Here is a 16,552-nt window from a genome sequence, read left to right as displayed (position 1 = left end):
ATCGCGTTTCGGGCCAGGGTGCGTGCCGTTTCGGCGCGCACCCTTTCCCGGTGCCGTTCTCGGTGGCCGGTATCGGATCGGCGACGCTCCGGACACGCGGGCCTTCCGCGCGATTGGGTGGGGTTCGTGGGAACTGACCTCTCTGCCCGGAGTCGGGTGCTGTGCGACGGCTGAAATTCATGGGACGCGCCCTCATCGCGGCGTCGCTGATGGTCGTGGCCGGGGTGGCGGTCAACCAGATCCTCGACGGCGGGAAACTGAGCTGGAGCTGGGGCTACCTGGCGCTCGTGTTCACCGTCCTGGGCGCCCTCGCCCAAGCGTCCCCGCCCGCGCCGGAACCGCCGGAAGGCGCCAGCCGACGACGAGGATCGCAGCGCGACTACCTGCGGCGGGTGCGCTCGTCCGTCGGGCAGATGGAGACGATCGGCCTCGTCACCCAGGCGGAGTTCGTCCTGCGCACCCAGCAGGTCTACGTGGACGTGACGCTCCAGCCCAAGACCGTGTCCGCCGCCGAGACCGACAGCGGCATCGGCCCAACCCCGCAGGCCGCACCCCCGGCGGTCGGCCGGCGCGCACCGCTCGCGGACTTCCTGACCAGCGGATGCGTCCTGGCCGTCCTCGGCGCCGCCGGATCGGGCAAGACCACCCTCGCCCGCCACACCGCGCTGGAGATGGCCGAGCGCCGCTGGCCCTCCGGGCCTCGCCGCCGCCTGCCGGTCCTGTTGTACCTGCGCGACCACGCCGAAGCGCTCCAGGCCGACCAGCCCGAGGGGTTGCCGCAGGTCGCCGTCACCGCCCGGTGGCTGAACGGTGTGATCTCCGCCGACTGGCTGGAGCGGCGCCTGGAACGCGGCCAGTGCGTGATCCTGCTGGACGGCCTCGACGAGGTCGCCGACGCCCGGCACCGCACCCGCGTCGTGCGCTGGGTCGAGGCCCAGATCAGCCGCTACCCCGGCAACTCCTTCGTGATCACCTCGCGGCCCCAGGGATACGACGCCAACCGGCTGACCCGCGCCGACGTCCTCCAGGTGCAGCGGTTCACCAACCGCCAGATCCACACGTTCCTGCACGCCTGGTACCGCGCCATCGAGCGCCGCGCCCGCCAGGACGACCCGCAGGAGATCGACCGGCTCGCCGCCCAGGCCGCCGACGACCTGTTCCAGCGGATCAGCGGCCGACCCGCCCTCTACGACCTCGCCGCGAACCCGCTGCTGCTCACCATGATCGCCAATGTGCACCGGTACCGGGGCAGCCTCCCCGGCAGCCGCGCCGCGCTCTACGAGGAGGTCTGCCAGGTCCTCCTCCACCGCCGCCAGGAGGCCAAGAACCTCGCCGACGGCCTGAACGGCGACAAGAAGGAGCGCATCGTCCAAGAGCTGGCCCTCTTCATGATGCGGCACCATCTGCGCGACATCCCCGTGCAGGACGCCCAGCGCGCGATCCGCCCCATCCTGGAGCGCACGGCCCCCGACCTCACCCCCGAGGCGTTCCTGGCCCAGGCCCGGCGCAGCGGCCTGCTCATGGAACGCCAGTACGGACGCTACGGATTCGCACACCTCACCCTCCAGGAATACCTGGCCGCCGCCCTCATCCCCGGGCACCCCTCCCGCCGCCAACTGCTGATCGACCACGTCGGCGACCCCTGGTGGCGCGAGACCACCCTCCTGTGGGCGGCCCGTGCCGACCCCGGCCCCGTCGTCGAGGCATGCCTGAGGGTCCGCACCGTGACCGCCCTCAACCTCGCCTACGCCTGCGTGGCCGAAGCCGGCGAACTGGACCCGGCCCTGCGAGCCCGGCTGGACGCGCTGCTCACCACCGACCCCGCGAATCCAGAAGAGGTGCGGCTCCTGGACGGCGTGGCCGCCGCCCGCGAGTTGCAGGACACCCAAGCCCTGGACGACGAGGGAACCCGCATCTGCTCCCGCCCCATCTCCGCCGACCTGTGGAACCGCTACCTCAACCACACCGGCACCGGCGCCTGGCCGTCCGGCCCCGCCGACCTGTGGACCGCCGACCTCAAAGACTTTCTGATCTGGCTCAACGGCCTGTTCGGCGACGGCATCAGCTACCGCCTGCCGACCTCGGCGGAGGCCCGCCTCGCCCTGAACAGCGACCTCTGCGCGGGGGCGACCCTCTACGCCGAGGTCGGCCCGTTGAGAGGGGCCTATGGCTGGGCCAGCTCGGTCGAACTCGTTCCCGCCGCTCCGCACCTTCATCCGCACCGTCCCACTCCGGAGCAGATTCGCGACTACCCCGACCGGATCCTCGATCACACCTACCTTCTCTTCCGCCTGCTTTATCCGCAGTCGGCCCTCGAATTCCCGCAGCTTCTCACCTATGCCCAAGCCCGGGATCTGACCAATCCCGACCACCAACTCCTGCACGCGCTCGATCTCCTGCACACCCTCGACCGCCTCAGTCTGTTCGACCACGCCCGCGCCGCCCGGCACGCCTGGAGCCCCGTCGCCGACCGCGGTCTCGGACGCGGGCGCGCGATCACCCTCGGCCGTGCCCTCGACCTCGCCCACGATCTGGGCTACCTCCTCGGAGGCGATATCGGTGGCGCCCGGGTCGCCACATTCGAGCGCGACCTCGACCGTGTCCGCGCCCAGGTCCTCGACTTCGCCCGCGCTCAGACGCACGAGCTCCACCCGACGCTCACCATCGACGACACAGACCCCAACCGCGTCTACATCCTCGCCCGCACGCTCAGCCGCAGCCTCTCCTTCCTCAACACCGAATCGCCTTATCACGCGAGGGACAGCAGCGGCTTCAGGCTCGACCTGGAGTCCGCTTTCACCTTCGGGCTCAGCTCCGAGCGCGCCCGCGACCCCGACCTCACCGCCGACGTCGACGACACCCTCAACCTCATCCGCTGCCTTGATTCCGCCGGAACCCATGACTTCTCTCTCGACTTCGACCTGGCCTTCGCCCGCGCGCTGGCCAGAAGCGACCTCGCTTCCCTGGGCGTCAGCTCCTTGATGGGACTGGGCCGGGCATGCGACCAGCTGATGCGCCACCTCCTGACGAGCACCACGCCGCGCAGAGGAAGAGGACAGGAGTTGAGGCCGTCGATGTCCGACCTCCTCCACCAGGAACTGGGAGCGGTCAACTCGTGGCCACCGGCGGACGATCCGGCGGTGGCACTCGAACGCGCACTGCACTTCGTGGGGACGCACAACGTGCCGGTTCTGGGTTTCCTGATCGAGAACGCGCTGCGCCTGGCCGCCCCGTTGTGGGACCGGAGCCGACCCGTCCGGCAGAGTGACATGGTGCCGGCGGTCACCTGTGTACTCGCGGCACTGGTCAGCGGCGAAGGAGCGCCACGAGAGCTGGCGCACCCCCTGCGCGCCGCCCTCGCCACCCTGATGGCGCTGACCCCGGACAGCGCCACATCGACCAGGGAAAAGCAGCTGATCCTCGTCCGGGACTGACCGCCGTTCCGTCGCCCGGGGTCAGGCGGCCATGGGGCGGGGTGGGGGCATCGGGTAGTCGGGGAGGGTGATCGCTTCGGCTCGCGGGGTGGTGAACCTGCCCGCCGTGGCCTGGAGTCGGCGGGCGAGCGGTGTGCCGGCCAGGCGCAGGGCGGTGTGGATCAGGGTGCGCTGCGCCCGGGATTGCGGCACGACGGCGTTCGGGACGCCGGGGAGCAGATGCTGGGCCTGGGTGACGAGGGGGCGCAGCAACTGCTCGTACCGGGCGAAGGCGGCGCGGGGATCGTCGCGGGCGGTGAGTTCTCCGGCCAGGACGTACGCCCCGGTGAGGGCGAGGGTCGTGCCCATGCCGCTGATCGGGGTCGCGCAGTACGCCGCGTCGCCGACCAGTGCCGTCCGGCCCCGGCTCCAGGTGGGCAGCCTGGTCTGGGCGATGTCCTCAAGGTAGAGGGAGCCGTTGTCGAGGGCCTCCAGGACGCGCGGTGCCTCCCAGCCGACGTCGGCGAAGGTCTCACGGAGGATCGCGACGATGTCGTCGCGGCCGAGGCGGTCGAGGCCGCGCACGTTGGAGGTGAAGAACATGCCCGCGCGCGTGGTGCCGACGTTGTCGGGGCGCAGGAAGATGGCTCGGCCGCGGCCGCAGAGCATCGTCCGCCACCAGCGGGAGTCGGAGTCGGTGCGGGGAATGGCGAGGTGGGCGATGTAGAGGCCGAGTTCGCGCGGGCGCGCGTCCGGCATGATCATTGAGCGGGTGCGGGAGCGGAGGCCCTCGGCGATGACCACCGTGTCGAAACGGCGGTCGGGGCCGTGGCGGAATTCCACGTCCACGCCCGCCTCGTCGTCGTGCAGGGCGCTGATCCTGTCGCCGAATCGGTATTCCACCTCGTCGGCGGACTGCTCGTAGAGCAGTTCGGCGAGTCGGCCGCGCAGGATCTCGATCTCGGCGGTGCCGCCGCCGCTGTCGTCGGTGCCGGCCGGGAACGAGGCCACCGGGCGGCCGCGCTCGTCGACGAACCGCACGCCGACCTCGCTGGTGTGCGCCGCGCGGACGGCCTCCTCGATCCGCATCCGGCGGAGGACCTGGCGTCCGACGCCCCGGACGTCGACGTTCTGCCCCTGGTCGGGAAGGTGATCGAAATGTTCCACCACGGTCACGTCCCAGCCCGATCTCGCCAGCCACGAAGCCAGGGCCGGCCCGGCGACGCTCGCGCCCGAGACGAGCACACTGCGTTGAACCATGACACCTCTCCTCGCTGGTGCGGTGGAAATTTACATGGCTGGAATCTACCTAGTGGTCCGGCTCGCAACAATGCATTTATCGCGGCTTTCTGACCTGCGTCATCATTGTTGTCAAGCTGGTCACCGCCCTGTTCGGCGGCTTCGGCGTTCCTAACCGGCGAGGGCGGCGAGGAGTTCGTCGCGGCCGCAGGCGCCGGTCTTGCGGAAGACGGCCTTGAGGTGGTCGTTGACGGTGTGGACGGACAGCTCCAGCGTCCGGGCGATCTGCTTGGGCGGCATCGCGTCGCGCAGGTGGCCGATGATCTGGCGTTCGCGGGCCGTGATGCCGTACCAGTCGCAGAACGAGGGCAGCATCTGGCTGGACGTCGCCGCCTGGATGACGATCGCGACGTCCCCGGAGTCGCCCAGCGGCTGGCCGTGGCAGGCGAGCCAGCGGCCGTAGGCGGCGGCGGGGCCGATGATCAGCGGTTCGGCGGTGTGCGGGGCGAGGGCGTGCACGCGCGTCTGCATCGCCAGCCCGATCATGAACACCTCGCCCGTCCAGCGCGGGGAGCGGGAGCAGAACTCCAGCCGCTCCCGCCAGAGGTGCGCCTGCGGGGTGGCCGACCGGATCACGTCGTCGGCGCCGACGATGATCACGCCCGGGGGCGGGGGCGGCGGCGGGGCGACCCTCGCCAGCCTGCCGCCCGTCACGTAGGAGCGCAGGAACTCGATGAGCTCGGGGACCAGCCGCGCCGCCCGTTCGGCGTCGCGCTCGCAGAAGGGCATGGCGTCCTGGCCGCGCAGGAGGTCCATCATCCCCCAGATGCCGCGGACGTCCTTCAGCAGCACCCGGAGCACGCTGCCCGCGCCGAAGCGGGACATCAGCGAGCGGAACCGGAGGTGCCGCCGCTCGTCCCCGATCCCCAGCAGCGCGACGGGAAGGGGACGCAGCGCCAGCTCGTCCGGCGGGCCGGGATCGTGTCCGGCGTAGTAGTCGCGCAGCAATGCCCGGCCGAAGTCGGCCTCGTAGCCATGCCAAAAGCTGAAGGCGGACGGAATGGAGCGGGCGGCCGGGCTGGTTCCGACGAGCCTTGCCGCGTCATGGGGCACGACGGCGTCGATCGCCTTTGACAGTGCGCACGCGAGCTCGTCCGTTCCCGCGCCCTCTCTGGCGATCATGCTCAACTCGCCCAACAACCGTGTCTCCGACCCCGTCATGCGCTCAGTGTGACCAGTCGAACTAGGCGCAGCAACAGGGGTGACCGACTGTTGTCAACTCGCCTTCACCGCTTGTGATCTTTCGGAGTAGGTGGTTGACCTCAAGTACGGTTGAGGAGGCAAGGTCGAAGTGGAGGCCCGGAGCGGCCGGGCCCTGGCGGTAGGGGGCCGCATGCCCATCCAACTTGATCACATCATCGTCCCGGCCAGGGACAAGCGGGAGTCCGCCGAGTTCCTCGCCCGGATTCTGGGGCTGGACGTGGGTGCGCAGGTCGGCCCGTTCCTTCCCGTCCGGACGGGGAACGGGGTGACGCTCGACTTCATGGATTCCGACGACTTCCGCTGGCACCACTGCGCGTTCCTGGTGCCGGACGAGGAGTTCGACGGGATATTCTCGCGCATCAAGGAAACGGGTGCCCGTTACTACGCCAATCCCGACGGCAGCGGAGAGGGTGAAATCAACACGCGTGACGGCGGGCGCGGGGTCTACTTCACCGACCCCGGTGGTCATGCCATGGAAGTTCTCACCGTTCCGTACGGCGGCTGGTCCTGAGAAACGGCAACGCTGGAAAGCCGAACGGAAAGCGGCATCGAACGGTGCCCGCGCCCGGCGAACTCCGCTCCGCGACGGCGGGCCGGAGTTCGCCGGGCCTTTTCAGTGGCGTGTCACCAGGTCGTGCCGGCGGGCTCCCGCACGATGGCGTTCAGCCGGTTGAACATGTTGATCATGCCGAGCAGGAGGATGATCGCCGCCAGCTCCTTCTCCTCGAAATGGGCGGTGAGCTCGTTCCACAGCGCGTCCGGGACGGCGTCGTCGGACCGGTCGGCCAGCCGGGTGGCGTGCTCGGCCAGCGACAGCGCCGCGCGCTCGGCGTCGGTGAAGAACGGCGCCTCCCGCCAGGCCCCCACCGCGGCGATCCGCTCCTCGGACTCTCCCGCCTTCCTGGCGTTCAGCACGTGGCCGTGGACGCACACGCTGCACCCGTTGATCTGGCTGGCCCGCAGGGCGATGATCTCCATCAGCCCCTCGGGCACGCCGCCGGCGGCGATGGCCTTGCTCAGCGTGCCGACCCCCTTCGTCACGTCGGGAAGGACGAAGGCCGGGTTCTTCATTCGCGCTTGCATGCTCGCTCCATGAGATCGATGTCGTCGCACCGGTCCTCGTGCACCGGTGGTGGCATCGAACTGACGGAGCCCGCCGCGCCCATGTGACGGCGCGCGACCGAAGAATCAGAAATGGCCTTCCAGGTCGGCGAGCAGGCGGCGCTTCGGCCGGGCGCCCACGATCTGCCGGACGACCTCGCCGTCCCGGTAGAGGTTCAGCGTCGGGAAGCCCAGCACGTTGTACCGGGCCGCGACCTCGGGATGGTCGTCGCCGTTGAGCTTGGCGACCGCGAGCCGGTCGCCGTACTCCGCCTCGATCTCGTCAAGGATCGGCGCGATCATCTTGCAGGGGGGACACCAGTCCGCCCAGAATTCGACCAGTACGGGCCTGTCGGAGCGGAGCACCCGCTCGTCGAAGTTCTCCGTCGTCAGTGTGATCATCCGTCGCCTCCTGAGAGAACATGCAGCCCGGACAGGCCCGCGTCAGTTGGTCGGTCACCTCGGCCCGCAGCCGGATCAGCGAGCGGATGTCGGCGTCGATCTCCGCGAGCTTGCGCCGGTAGACCGCGACCGACTCCGGGCAGGACGCGCCCTCCGCGTGGCCGGCGCGCAGGCAGTCCACGAACGGCCGCGCGTCCTCCAGCGTGAAACCCGACGCGAGCAGCGTCCGGATCTCGGCGACGAGCCGCAGGTCGGACTCCTCGTACTGGCGGTACCCGTTGGTGGCGCGCCGCGCCGAGAGCAGCCCCTGCTGCTCGTAGTAGCGCAGCGTCCGCGTGCTGACCCCGGCCCGTGCGGCCAGTTCCCCGATCCGCATCGGCCCTCCCGGCTCTCGGTGACCGTGACGACGCTAACCCCTGACACCGACGTCAATGTCAACCCCGCGCGGGACGCGAGAATGCCCCGGCCCGCACGAGGCGGACCGGGGCGCTCTCAGGGACCGGGTGCGGGCGGGACGCGCCCGCACCCGGTCACCGCGTCAGCGGCCCTGGAGGGAGCGGACGTTGTCGGCGAAGGAGAAGCCCTTCGAGCCGTCCCAGTTGAAGGACCAGGTCATGAGGCCCTTCAGCTGCCCGTTGAAGGCCCTCCACGCCTGGCTGACGAGGCCGGGCGACATGTAGCCGCCGCCGGCGCCCGGCTGGGCGGGCAGGCCGGGGACCTGCTTGTCGTAGGGCACCTTGATCGTGGTGCCCTGGATGACGAGGCCCTTGTTCAGGCACTCGGTCTGGACCGTGAAGCCCTGGACCGTCCCGGCGCTGTAGGAGTCACCGGAGCACCCGTACATGCTGCCGTTGTAGTACTGCATGTTCAGCCACCACAGGCGGCCGTTGTCGGCGTACTTCTTGACGATCGGCAGGTAGGCGCCCCAGATGGAGCCGTAGGTGACGCTGCCGCCGGTGACGTAGGCGGTCTCGGGCGCCATCGTCAGGCCGAAGTTGGACGGCATCTGGGCGAGCACGCCGTCGATGATGCGGATCAGGTTCGACTGCGAGGCCGAGAGCTGGTTGATGTTCCCGCTGCTGGACAGGCCGGTCTCGATGTCGATGTCGATGCCGTCGAAGTTGTACTTCTTCAGGATCGGGACGATCGTCTGGACGAACCTGTCGGCGACGGAGCTGGAGCTCAGGTCGATGCCCGCGGCGGCGCCGCCGATCGACATGAGGATGGTGGCCCCGGCCTCCTTGGCCGCGCACATCTCGGCGGGGGTGGAGACCTTCACGGTCGAGTCCATCCCGTCCTCCCACAGCACGGTGCCGTCGGAGAGGATGACGGGGAACGCGGCGTTGATCACGTTGTAGCCGTGCTGCTTCAGCCGCGCGTCGTTGATCGGCACCCAGCCGAACGGCGGGTGGACGCCGTTGCTCGCGCCGTCCCAGTTCTCCCAGTAGCCCTGGATGACCTTGCCGGCCGGGCGGGACTTCACCGCGCAGGTGTCACCGCCGCCACCGGGCGGGTCGGTCGGCGGGGTGGTGGGGTCGGTCGGCGGGTCGGTCGGCGGCGTCGTGGGGTCGGTCGGCGGCTTGTTCTCGCAGGCACCGAGGTCGCGCCACAGCGTCGGGGTGGACGCGGGGGTCCAGTTGGCGCCGTTGTAGGCCGTGTGCGTGACGCGGGCCTCGTAGCCGTTGTTCTGGTAGTGGACCTTGGTCCCCGCCGTGTACTGGGTTCCCTCCGCCCACATCGCGAAGTCGCAGGTGATCACTGCTCGGGCGGACGAGGGGGTGGACAGCACGAACACGGCGCCCAGCGAGAGCACCAGGGCGGCCGTCGCGGCGGCCAGCGCCGCCGCGGCGCCCGACCAGCGCCTGTACTTGTGGTTCACGGGTCGACTCCTCAACTGGCGGGGACACAGAGGAGCCGGCGTAGAGCCAAACAGTTCCCGCGGACGGGACCCTCCCAGGCGAAAGGCGCATACGGCCGGCGTGGACGCCACCAGCAGGGTAACCGTGCCGGGTCTAGGCCGGGAAGACCCCAGAATCCGAAATGCCCCGGGGATAGTTGTGAAGATTGACGGATTCGGCGGTCCTGCGGGCCATCTTCGCCATCAGTTTCTTCCCGGGCAGGTACGGGATGAGCGCGTAGTAACGGTTCAGCAGTGCCACCGCCACGCGGTTGCCGGGCACCAACATCTTCGCCACGCCGTCGCCGATCTTCTGGCAGCGCGCCACGTACTCGCGCATGATCGTGTCGTAGCAGGCGAACGCGGCCTGGTGGTCGCCGCGGGCGGCGGCGAGTTCTCCGGCGAGCACGTAGGCGCCGACGATCGCGAGGCCCGTCCCCATTCCCGTCAGCGCGGACGGGCTCCAGGCGGCGTCGCCGAGGAGGGCGACGCGGCCGCGCGTCCAGGCGTCCATGCGCACCTGGCCGACGGAGTCGAAGTAGAGGTCGGGGGCGTCGCGCATCCGGTCGAGGAGCCGGTCGGTCTCCCAGCCGCTCCCGGCGAAGCGCTCGGTGAGGATCCGCCGCTGCGCGCCGGTGTCGTGGCGGTCGACCTCCAGCGGCGGGGAGCCGAAGTAGAAGACCGACTTGGCCTCGGTGTTGTGCCGCGCGCTGTACACCGTGACGAGCTTGTCGGCGGTGCGGTAGCCGAGCGCGGCGTGGTCGAGGCCGAGGTGGTTGGGCATGGTGAAGACCGCGAGGTACAGGCCGAGGTGCCGGACGAACCGCTCCTCCGGCCCGAACACGAGCCGCCGCACGTTGGAGTGCAGCCCGTCCGCGCCGACGACCAGGTCGAACCGGCGCGGCGCGGCATGCTCGAAGGTGACCTCGACGCCGCCGGGGTCCTCGGTGATCGAGGTGATGGAGTCGCCGAAGACGTACTCGGTGCCGTGCTCGGTGGCCTCGTACAGGATCCGCGCCTGCCGGGCGGCGCTCACCGTCCTCTCACCGTCGCCTCACCGGGGGTTCGCCTGCCGTGCGGTCAGCTCCGCGATGAGGGGTTCGGGCAGCCCGGCGAGGCGGAGGGCGTCCGCGCGGCCCAGCCGGGCGGCCCCGGCGTGGGCGGCGGCGTAGGCGGGGTCGATCCCGGGCGCGTCCGGGCCGGGGACGCCGCGCAGCGCGGCGGCGGCGCCGAGCAGCCGCGCGTGCGACTCGGGGTCGCCCTCGGCGGCGGCGAGCGCGGCGAGGGCCTCGACACCCCGGGCGCCGTCGCCGGACGCGCCGAACCGCTCCGCCGACGCGACCGCCTCGCGGAAGCGGGCGCGGGCGGTGTCGTGGTCGCCGTGCGCGGCGGCGACCCGGCCGAGGCCGACGAGCGCGCCGACGCGGTGGCCGACGCTCTTGACCCAGTTCGGCGCGAACCGTCCGAGGGCGTCCTCGTAGAGGCGGCGCGCCTCGGCGAGGTCGCCGTCGCGGAGCGCGAGGTCGCCGAGCCCGCGCAGCGCCGCCGCGAGCGTGGTGGGGCTGCCCGCGCGGCGGGCGAGGGCGGCGGCGCGCCGGTAGTCGGCGCGGGCCCCGGCCACGTCGCCGTGGACGCGGTGGTCGCCCCGGTTGACCAGCAGGTCGGCGCTCTCGTCCAGGGCGCCGACCCGCTCGGTGAGGGCGAGCGCCTCGTCGGTCAGCGCGATCGCCCGCGCGCGGTCGCCGCGCAGCGCCGCCAGCCCGGCCAGCGCGTCCAGGGCGAGCGCGGTGCCCCAGCGGTCGCCGAGCGCGCGGAACCCGTCGGCGGACGCCGTGAACTCCCGTCCGGCGCCGCCGGTGTCACCGGAGGCGAGCCGGGGGAAGCCCGCGACGAACCGGGCGGCGGCGAGGGCCCACGGGTCGCCTTCGTCGCGGGCCCCGGTGGCGATCGCGTAGGCGGCGGTCGCGGCCGGGCCGTCGGCGTTGCGCATCAGCCACAGGAAGGGGACGGACGGATACCTGGTGCGCGGCGTCGTCCGGGCCAGCGCCGCCTCGGCCGCCGGGCGGTGCCGGACCCACGCCCCATCGCCGTACGCGGCGAGGAGTACGCAGGTCACGTACTCCTCGTCGAGCCCGTCCGGGGGGTGGGGGCCGAGCTCGGCGAGAACGGTGGCGGCGTCGGACGCCGCCGACGCCGACAGCCCCCGGATCCACAGGTAGTGCGACAGCGCCGCGCACAGCCGCAGCGCGAGCCGTGTTTCGCCTGTCCCGGCCGCCCAGTGCAGCGCGGCGAGGAGGTTGTCGTGGTCGGCGGCGAGGACGGGCAGCCACTCCAGTTGCTCGGCCCGCCGCAGATGCGGGTCGGCGTCCTCGGCCAGCGCGAGGTAGTGGCACGCGTGCTCGCGCCCGATGCCGTCGGCGGGGTCGAGCCGCTCCGCCCCGTAGGCGCGGATCGTCTCCAGCATGCGGTAGCGGCCGCCGGCGAACTCCAGCAGCGACCTGTCGGTGAGCGACTCCAGCGCCGCGTCCCCGCACAGGCGCCGCGCGGACGCGGCGGACGCGCCGCCCGCGAACACCGTGAACCGGGACGCGGCGCGCCGCTCGTCCGCCGTGAGCAGGTCCCAGCTCCACGCCACGACGGAGCGGAGCGTGCGGTGCCGCTCGTCGGCGGTGCGGGCGCCGCGGGTGGGGACGCCCAGCCGACCGGCCAGCCGGTCGTCCAGCCGGGACGCGAGGTCGGCCAGGTCCAGCGTGCGCGTCCGGGCGGCGGCCAGCTCGATGGCGAGCGGCAGGTCGTCGAGCGCCGCGCAGATCCGCCGGATCGTGCCGGGGTCGCCCGCGACCCCGGGCCGGACGGCCTCGGCGCGCTCGGTGAACAGCCGCACCGCCGCGTCGCCGTCCAGCGGCCGGACCGGCCACAGGTGCTCGCCGGTGATCCCGAGCGGCTCCCGGCTCGTCGCGAGGACGCGCAGGTCGGGGGAGGCGGCGAGCAGCCGTGCGGCGAGCGCGGCGACGCCCGCGACCAGGTGCTCGCAGTTGTCGAGGACGAGCAGCAGCGCCCGGCCGGACAGCGCCGCCGCCAGCCGCTCGGCCGCGTCTCCACCGCCTTCGCGAGGGCCGTCCCGGCGGAGGCCGCCCTCGCGGAGTCCGAGCGCGCCGAGCAGGGCCCGCGGCAGCCCGGCCGGGTCGCGCAGCGGGGCCAGCTCCACGAAGCACACCTCGCCCACCGCCGAGGAGGTCTGGGCGGCGACCTCGACGGCGAGCCGGGTCTTGCCGACCCCGCCCGGCCCGTGCAGGGTGACCAGCCGGTTCGCGGAGAGGAGCCGGCCGACGCCGGTCATCTCGGCGCCGCGTCCGACGAACGAGGTGAGCTGCGCGGGCGGCGCGGCGGGGACCGGGTCGGCGCGCAGCAGCGCGGCGTGCAGCGCGGTGAGCTCGGGCGAGGGGTCGGCGCCCAGCTCGTCCGCGAGCCGCCGCCGGGTCCGCTCGAACACCGCGAGCGCCTCGGCGCGGTCGCCGCCGTCCCGCAGGGCCCGCACGAGCAGCGCCGCGAGCCGCTCCCGGAGCGGGTGCGCGACGGTCAGCTCCCGCAGCTCGGGGACGGCGGCGCGGTGCCGCCCGAGCCGCAGGTCAGCTTCGAACCGGTCCTCGATCGCGGCCACCCGCCGCTCCTCCAGCCGGACGGCGTCGGCGGTCACGGCGGTCGGCAGGTCGGCGAGCGCCGGGCCCCGCCACAGCGCGAGCGCGTCGCGGAGCAGGTCGGCGGCGCGTCCGGTGGCGCCGTCGCGCAGGGCGGCGCGCCCGTCGGCGGCGAGGCGCTCGAACCGGCACGCGTCCACGGCGTCGGGGGAGACGATGATCCGGTAGCCGTCCCCGACCCGCTCGATCGGCGCGTCCGCGCCCAGCGCCGCGCGGAGCCGCGACACCTGCGCCTGCAACGCGTGGCCGCCCGGACTCGCGGCGCCCTCGGCCAGCCGCCCCGCCGAGACGACCTCCCCGGGCCGGGTGAGCAGCAGCGCGAGCACGGCACGGCGCGCGGGCCCGCCCAGCGGGACCTCGTCCTCGCCGCCGTCCTCGCCACCGTCTCCGCCGCCGCGCCACGCCCGGGTGTCGCCGAGGATCCCGAACCGCATGTCAGGGCGTCAGGGCGGCGACGATCTCGGCGGCGGGCGCGTCCGTGGCCTGCCGGAACCCCTCGCCCGCCCACAGGTTGACGGTGTCCGGATCGCCTTGTGCGGCCGCCGCCTTGCGCAGAGGCGAGGTGAGGTAATGCACGTCCGGATAAGCGGCGGGTGCGAACTCCGAATGCTCCGCAAGAAACCGGTTCACCAGACCGCGGGCGGGGCGTCCGCTGAAAGCCCGCGTCATCGCGGTGGACGTGAAACGCGGATCGGTGAGTGCCGCCTTGTGCACCTCACCGGCACCGCTCTCCGGGCACCGCAGAAAGCCCGTCCCCACCTGCGCCGCGATCGCGCCGAGCGACAGGACCTCGGCGACGTCCTCGGAGGTGGCCAATCCTCCAGCGGCGATCAACGGCAGCGGCACGGCAGCGCGCACGAGCCGGAGCAGTTCCCGAACGCCGAGCAGATCGTCCAACGTATTGGTGAACGACCCGCGATGCGCCCCCGCCTCCGATCCCTGGACGCACAGCGCGTCGGCCGCGGACGCCGCGCGTGCCTCATCAGCGCTGGTCACCGTGACGATGACGGTCATCCCGCGATCCTGGAAGGCGCGAATGACATCCGGCGTCGGACACCCGAAAGTGAAGCTCGCATAGGCGACGGGATCGGCGAGCAGCGCGACGACCTTGGCGTCGTAGTCGTCATCCCGCTTGGACGGCACGCCGAGCCCGACTCCCAACCGCTCCGCCTCGGGCTCCAACCGCTGACGATAGGCGTCCACCGCGCCGGGATCGATATCGTCCGACGACGGCATGAAAAGGTTCATCCCGAACGGGCGTGACGTCAGCCGCCGCGTCGCCGCGATCTCCTCGCGCATCGCGGCGGTGGTCTTGTAACCGGCGGCGAGGAAACCGGCGCCGCCCGCGTCGGAGACGGCGGCGGCCAGGGCGGGCGTGGAGGTCCCCCCGGCCATGGGCGCCTGGACGATCGGCCTCTCCAACCTCACGAAGTCGGGCACGAGGGCAAGATAGCTGACCGGAGCCGAACGAAGGGGCGCAGGATGCGGGTGTTGCTGCACTACGACATGGACCATTCCGAATCCGGACTGGACATCGTGAGCTGCTCGGAGCAGGACGACGCCCGCCTCGCCCGGCTGCTCCCCGACACCGAGGTCATCTGGCATGTGCTGCGCCCTCTGAGGGCGGCCGACATGGACCGGGCGCCGAAGCTGCGCCTGATCCAGAAGCTCGGCACCGGCGTCAACACGATCGACCTCGACGCGGCCCGCGAGCGCGGCGTCCTGGTCGCGAACATGCCGGGGCGCAACGCCCAGGCCGTCGCGGAGACGAGCCTGCTGCTGGCGCTGTCGGTGCTGCGCCGCGTCGTCGCCTTCGACGCCCGGACGCGGCGCGGCGAGGGCTGGCCCGCGAGCCGCGCGCTGGTCGGCGGCGAACTGCGCGGGCGGACGGTCGGGCTGCTCGGCGGCGGCGAGATCGCCGGGCTGCTGCGCGGGATGCTGGAGGCGGTCGGCGCGCGCGTGGTGTTCACCTCCCGCCGCCCGCGCCCCGACGACCCGTCCTGGATGGAGCTGGACGACCTGCTCCGGATCAGCGACGTCGTCTCCGTGCACATCCCGCTGACCGAGGAGACCCGCCACCTGCTCGACGCCCGGCGGCTGGCGCTGCTGCCGCCGGGCGCGATCGTGGTCAACACGGCGCGCGGCGCGGTGGTCGAGGAGTCCGCGCTGGTGGACGCGCTGACGTCCGGGCATCTCGGCGGCGCCGGGCTCGACGTGTTCGAGCAGGAGCCGGTCGACCCGGCCAACCCGCTGCTCACGCTCGACAACGTCGTCGTGATGCCGCACGTGGCGTGGCTGACCCGCGAGACCTGGGCCCGCTACTTCGCGGTCGCCGCCGAGAACTGCCGCCGCCTGGCGAGCGGCGAGCAGCTTCTCCACCTCGTCTAGGAACGGGCTCGTCTAGGAACGGGCTCGTCTAGGAACGGGCTCGTCTAGGACGGCAGCAGAACCGGTTTGACCACCTCCCCGGAGAGCGCGTCGGCCTCGGCGCGGTTGATCTCGGCGAGCGGATAGGTCCTGACCAGGCGGTCGAACGGGAAGCGCCCCTGCCGCCACAGCTCGATCATCCTCGGGACGAACGTCTGCGGGACGGCGTCGCCCTCGATGATCCCCTTGACCGTGCGTCCCATCAGCAGCAGCGTCGCGTCCAGGCGGTACTCGGGCGCGCCGAGGCCGGCGAGCCCGCAGACGCCGGTCGTGCGCAGCGACGCGACCGCGGCCGAGACGACCTCGGGGACGGCGGTCGTGTCCAGCGAGAACTGGACGCCCTCGCCCCCGGCGATCGCCCGCACCCGCGCGGCGAGGTCGCCGTCCGCGCCGTCCAGGGCGTGGGTGGCGCCGAGCTCGCGGGCCAGCTCGCGGCGCCCGGCGTGCCGGTCGACGGCGACGATCACGGTGGCGCCCGCGACCCGCGCGGCCAGCACCGCCGCGAGCCCGACCGCGCCCGCCCCGAAGATCGCGATGCTGTCGCCCGCCCGGACGCCGAGCGACACCAGCACCGACGCGGCGCCGGTCTGCACACCGCAGCCGAGCGGCCCGAGGATCTCCAGCGGAAGGTCGCCGGGCACGGGCACGGGCACGACGCACCGCGCCGAGGCCAGCGCGTGCGTCGCGAACGACGACTGCCCGAACCAGCGGTTGTGGACGGCCGCGCCGTCGGGGCCGGTGGCGCGCGGCGTCCCGTCCACCGGAACGCCCGTCAGGTTGAGCGCGGCCATGTCGCGGCAGTTGCCCGGACGGGCGGAACGGCAGTTCGCGCACGTCCCGCACGAGTCGATCGACAGCACGACCGGGTCGCCCGCCGCCACCCCGGCCACCCCCGGCCCGACCGCCGCCACGACGCCCGCGCCCTCGTGCCCCAGGATCACCGGCTTGGCGACGAGATCGCCGGGGACGCGTCCGAGCCGGTCGGTGTGGCACATGCCGGTGCCCGCGATCGCGACGAGCACCTCCCCGGGCCCCGGGTCGGCCAGCTCGACCGGCTCGATCGCGTACGGCGCGTCGGCCGCGCGCAGCACCGCGGCGTCGATCAGCACACC

At 72.6% G+C, this 16,552-nt stretch carries 13 protein-coding genes; 3 read left to right on the top strand and 10 right to left on the bottom strand.

All coding sequences use genetic code 11. The features are described from left to right. The first annotated feature begins 179 nt into the window (after positions 1-179). Positions 180-3,434, top strand: coding sequence for an NACHT domain-containing protein (locus GNZ18_RS04210; protein ID WP_156214681.1), 3,255 nt, complete (start codon positions 180-182; stop codon positions 3,432-3,434). Between the two features lie 21 nt (positions 3,435-3,455). Here GNZ18_RS04210 and GNZ18_RS04205 read toward each other — a convergent pair whose 3' ends face one another. After that, complete coding sequence (locus tag GNZ18_RS04205; protein WP_156214680.1) at positions 3,456-4,673, bottom strand: FAD-dependent monooxygenase; 1,218 nt, start codon at positions 4,671-4,673, stop codon at positions 3,456-3,458. Between the two features lie 150 nt (positions 4,674-4,823). Then, complete coding sequence (locus GNZ18_RS04200; protein ID WP_216651149.1) at positions 4,824-5,834, bottom strand: helix-turn-helix transcriptional regulator; 1,011 nt, start codon at positions 5,832-5,834, stop codon at positions 4,824-4,826. A 169-nt stretch (positions 5,835-6,003) separates the two neighbouring features. Between GNZ18_RS04200 and GNZ18_RS04195 the strand changes: the two genes are divergently transcribed. Next, complete coding sequence (locus tag GNZ18_RS04195) at positions 6,004-6,426, top strand: VOC family protein (protein WP_312874291.1); 423 nt, start codon at positions 6,004-6,006, stop codon at positions 6,424-6,426. Between the two features lie 113 nt (positions 6,427-6,539). Here GNZ18_RS04195 and GNZ18_RS04190 read toward each other — a convergent pair whose 3' ends face one another. From GNZ18_RS04190 to GNZ18_RS04160, 7 genes are all read right to left on the bottom strand, one after another. Then, the gene (locus GNZ18_RS04190) at positions 6,540-6,998 is read right to left on the bottom strand and encodes a carboxymuconolactone decarboxylase family protein (protein WP_156214678.1); all 459 of its coding nucleotides are present in this window, start codon (positions 6,996-6,998) and stop codon (positions 6,540-6,542) included. A gap of 105 nt (positions 6,999-7,103) precedes the next feature. Beyond that, positions 7,104-7,418: a thioredoxin gene (gene trxA / locus GNZ18_RS04185; RefSeq protein ID WP_156214677.1), complete on the bottom strand. Its 315-nt coding sequence runs from the start codon at positions 7,416-7,418 to the stop codon at positions 7,104-7,106. Further along, complete coding sequence (locus GNZ18_RS04180; protein ID WP_156214676.1) at positions 7,300-7,794, bottom strand: MerR family transcriptional regulator; 495 nt, start codon at positions 7,792-7,794, stop codon at positions 7,300-7,302. The genes trxA and GNZ18_RS04180 overlap by 119 nt, the downstream gene beginning before the upstream one ends. A 162-nt stretch (positions 7,795-7,956) precedes the next feature. Further along, positions 7,957-9,297, bottom strand: a complete 1,341-nt coding sequence (locus GNZ18_RS04175) for a glycosyl hydrolase family 18 protein (protein WP_312874290.1) — start codon at positions 9,295-9,297, stop codon at positions 7,957-7,959. A gap of 133 nt (positions 9,298-9,430) precedes the next feature. Then, positions 9,431-10,351, bottom strand: a complete 921-nt coding sequence (locus GNZ18_RS04170) for an FAD-dependent monooxygenase (RefSeq protein WP_156214674.1) — start codon at positions 10,349-10,351, stop codon at positions 9,431-9,433. 18 nt (positions 10,352-10,369) lie between these two features. Beyond that, on the bottom strand, positions 10,370-13,447 hold the full coding sequence (locus tag GNZ18_RS04165; RefSeq protein WP_156214673.1) for an ATP-binding protein: 3,078 nt from the start codon (positions 13,445-13,447) through the stop codon (positions 10,370-10,372). 1 nt (position 13,448) lies between these two features. Next, positions 13,449-14,453, bottom strand: a complete 1,005-nt coding sequence (locus GNZ18_RS04160; RefSeq protein ID WP_312874289.1) for a nitronate monooxygenase — start codon at positions 14,451-14,453, stop codon at positions 13,449-13,451. A gap of 42 nt (positions 14,454-14,495) precedes the next feature. Between GNZ18_RS04160 and GNZ18_RS04155 the strand changes: the two genes are divergently transcribed. Beyond that, positions 14,496-15,401, top strand: coding sequence for an NAD(P)-dependent oxidoreductase (locus GNZ18_RS04155; RefSeq protein ID WP_156214671.1), 906 nt, complete (start codon positions 14,496-14,498; stop codon positions 15,399-15,401). Positions 15,402-15,445: 44 nt separating this feature from the next. On the opposite strand, the gene GNZ18_RS04150 is transcribed toward GNZ18_RS04155, so the two are convergent. Next, positions 15,446-16,549, bottom strand: a complete 1,104-nt coding sequence (locus GNZ18_RS04150) for an NAD(P)-dependent alcohol dehydrogenase (RefSeq protein WP_312874288.1) — start codon at positions 16,547-16,549, stop codon at positions 15,446-15,448. Between the last annotated feature and the right edge of the window lie 3 nt (positions 16,550-16,552).

It is taken from the genome of Actinomadura litoris (genome assembly GCF_009733595.1).
Taxonomy (GTDB): Bacteria; Actinomycetota; Actinomycetes; order Streptosporangiales; family Streptosporangiaceae; genus Spirillospora; species Spirillospora litoris.
This window is presented reverse-complemented; position numbering and strand designations above follow the sequence as displayed.